Here is a 3,194-nt window from a genome sequence, read left to right on the forward strand (position 1 = left end):
GCCCTCTGCCTGATCCTGTTGTCAGGCTGCTCCAGCGCCCCGCCCTCACCGGCGCCGCAGATTATCAGGCTCACCTGTCCAGCCCCGGCGCCCTGCCAACTGCCGGCAGCCAGCCCGGTCAATAACGGTGATCTGATCGACCAACTGACCCAGACCGAGGCGGCATGGGCCACCTGCGCCGCCCAGGTCGACAGCCTTATCGCCTGCCAGCAACGCCACCAGTACAGGAGGGAAAATGGAAAAGCCAAAACAGATCCGTGAGGTGTTGCAGCAGTGCATCCCGCTGCTGCGCCAGAACCCGGATCACATGATGATATTCGTCGACAAGGGCAAGCTGGTTGCCACCGGCGCCGCCAGCCTGTCGTTTGAATACCAGTACGAACTGACCATCATCGTGGCCGACTTTGCCCAGAACGTGAACACCGTCATGGTGCCGCTGCTGGCATGGATCAGGCAGTACCAGCCAGAACTGATGATGAACAGCGACAAGCGCGAAAACGCCATGCGGTTCGAAGTCGAGATCCAGAACAACGAGACTTGCGACATCGAAATCAAGCTGCCACTGACCGAGCGGGTCAAGGTTTGGAAGGATGAGCAGGGCCTGCATTACGAACACCTGCCCGAACCGCCAGAAGACCCCTACGACGGCATCACCTGGGAACTGTTCATCAACGGGGAGTATCAGCCGTGGCAGCCGACATCGACCGTCTGAACGACTTCGCCGCCAGGGTAGAGTTGATCCGGGCCAACCTGTCGCAACGGGAGCTGGCCAAGTTTGCTGACCAGATGGCCAAAGAGATGCGCGAAAGCAACGCCAAGCGCATCAAAGACAACGTCACCCCAGAAGGGGGCAAGATGGACCCGCGCAAGCCGCAGCGCGGCAACCGCGAGATAAAGTTCATCTACACCACCAGTGACAAAGAAGTGCGCCACCTGAAAAGCTGGCGCGGCACTCGCAGCTACATCATCGGCTTCGATATCATGCGGGGCGGCATCCGGACCTTCAAACGATCACGCATCAAGCGCTTCATCAAGGTCGATGCCAGCAAGGGCGACACCGTCAACAAAAGTCGGCTCAAGCGCAAGATGTTCTCCCGCCTCATCAAGTCGACATGGCTCAAGGCCAAGGGCTATAGCGACAGGGCCGAGGTCACATTCGCCAGCACTGCCGAGAAAATCGCCCATATCCACCACTACGGTCTGAAAGACAAAGGCAGCAAGGGCCAAGACATTCGGTACCCGGAACGGCGGTTACTGGGCATGGATGACAAAGACATCGACAAGGTCGAAGACCTGCTGCTGGCTAAGTTAAAAAACAATTTTTAGCCATAGCAATAATTAAATGCAGAGACAAATGTTCGTTATCAGACCACTCTTGAATACAGATAAATAAGGCTATAGGTTAGTGTTGCCCGGGAAGTCGGAACATAACTCAACCTATTGATTTATTTATGGAGTACATATGAAAGACAATGAAGACATACCTAGTGGAAATGGTATTTTTATAGGAAAAAATGCAAGAGGTGTACTGATTACTGGCGGCATATCATATGGCAACGCACGTTCTGGAGTTTATGTTGAAGAAGGTGCTGATGTGAAAATCATTGGAATGACAACAGCTAAAAATGGGCTGGACGGAATAACCATAGCAAAGGAAGGTGTTGCCCCACTATCAGAAATCCTAGATAAAATAAATGAAAACATTGACAGTCTCAAACTTCAAATTAATTTGAAGGATGAGTTAATCGCCGAGATAAACACTATTAAAGCACAGCTGTCATCACCAAAGCCCAAAAACACCATAGTTCAGGAGTCACTAAAAACAGTTAAGGCTATTTTGGAGGGTGTTGCAGCCTCTGGTATTTATGACAGCATAAAATACGGCATTTCTGCATATATAACCACTTAATAAGTAAGTGCCAAACATTTCATGAATAAGTTGTACAGATCTAGTTATCACCTGACACCGGCCTCAAACCGGTGTCTTGTTTACGCTACTTTAGTGCGCACTTCCTTCGGTATCAATTTCAGACCCTTTTTGAACATGCTGTAGGGAGTCTGTCCTTCCATCATCCTGCCTTGATGTGGCCGCTGGGTGTTGTAGTGATCCAGATAGCTGTCCAGGTCTGTCTGCATCTGCTCTACCGACTCATACCAGGTTGTCCTCCCCTTGATACGGAAGTGTTCATCCAGCAGGGTGCGATGTAGCCGCTCGATAAAGCCGTTGCTCTGCGGCCTGCGTACCTTGGTGGTCCGGTGCTCAATCCCCTCCAGTTGCAGGAACAGCTCGTAGGGATGATGGTCAGGGCGGCCGCAGAACTCGCGCCCGTTGTCCGACAGGATGGTATAGACCCGCGCCTCATGGGCTTCGAAGAACGGCAATACCGTTTCATTGAGCACATGAACCGAGGTCACCGGCAGCTTGCTGGTGTAGAGCCGTCCCCAGGCGTGGCGGCTGTAGCAGTCCAGTACGGTTTGCAGATACACCTTGCCCACCCCCTTGAGTGCGCCGACGAAGAAGGTGTCGACCGCCACCAGTTCCCCGGTGTAGTGAACCTCAATTTGGCGTTCGCGAAACTCGGGGCTGAAGCGCTCGAGCAGGCGGATCTGCTCGTCATTGAGCTCAATCGTCTGTTCCCTGTGGGTTTTCTCGAGGCGCAACAAGCGGTCATGCTTGGAGAGCAAGTCGTGACGTTGCCACACGCCACGCACACCGCCCGCACTGACGTTGATGCCTTGCAGAGCCAGTTCTTGCGCGACCCGCAGCGGGCCATGGGTTGGTCTGGTGAGAGAGTAATCGAGGATAGCCTGTTCAATCTCGGGAGCGACCCGGTTGGGATGCGCCCCTTTACAGCCGGGTAGTTTGTCGAGCAAGCCCTCGGCGCCATAGGTCTGATAGTTACGGCGAATTTCGTAGAACTGCTGACGGCTGTAGCCGATGAGCTTGCAGGCTTTGCTGACGTTATTGAGCTCTTTGGCGAGCTCTAGCAGACTGAGTTTACGACGTGCTACTTTCTCGTTGGTGGTCATACGGTGACTCCGGATAACACGGTAGGGGTACCGTTTTGTTATCCGGTTTGAAGCCGTATGACCACTCCCTTTTGTGGGCAACTGTCAGGTGAATACCATCTCCATACAAATAAGTAGATTTATGCAGTAGCCACCACCGCCAGTGTGCCAGCGCCGTACACACT

At 53.3% G+C, this 3,194-nt stretch carries 5 protein-coding genes; 4 read left to right on the forward strand and 1 reads right to left on the reverse strand.

The window, feature by feature from the left end:
• From lysC to BGO64_RS05280, 4 genes are all read left to right on the forward strand, one after another.
• A partial coding sequence (gene lysC, locus BGO64_RS05265; protein WP_286700286.1) for an Rz1-like lysis system protein LysC occupies positions 1-261 on the forward strand: 261 nt, incomplete at its 5' end.
• Complete coding sequence (locus BGO64_RS05270; protein WP_043162849.1) at positions 236-712, forward strand: phage tail protein; 477 nt, start codon at positions 236-238, stop codon at positions 710-712. The genes lysC and BGO64_RS05270, both read left to right, overlap by 26 nt.
• Positions 688-1,326, forward strand: a complete 639-nt coding sequence (locus BGO64_RS05275; protein WP_286700287.1) for a phage virion morphogenesis protein — start codon at positions 688-690, stop codon at positions 1,324-1,326. Before BGO64_RS05270 ends, BGO64_RS05275 begins: the two co-directional genes overlap by 25 nt.
• Before the next feature lie 136 nt (positions 1,327-1,462).
• The gene (locus tag BGO64_RS05280; RefSeq protein WP_286700288.1) at positions 1,463-1,909 is read left to right on the forward strand and encodes a hypothetical protein; all 447 of its coding nucleotides are present in this window, start codon (positions 1,463-1,465) and stop codon (positions 1,907-1,909) included.
• An 80-nt stretch (positions 1,910-1,989) separates the two neighbouring features.
• Here the strand turns inward: BGO64_RS05280 and BGO64_RS05285 are convergent, their stop codons facing one another.
• Positions 1,990-3,030: an IS481-like element ISAs19 family transposase gene (locus tag BGO64_RS05285; protein ID WP_042017433.1), complete on the reverse strand. Its 1,041-nt coding sequence runs from the start codon at positions 3,028-3,030 to the stop codon at positions 1,990-1,992.
• Positions 3,031-3,194: the final 164 nt, after the last annotated feature.

The organism is Aeromonas sp. 62-46 (genome assembly GCF_001898585.1).
In the GTDB taxonomy this organism is placed as follows: domain Bacteria; phylum Pseudomonadota; class Gammaproteobacteria; order Enterobacterales; family Aeromonadaceae; genus Aeromonas; species Aeromonas caviae.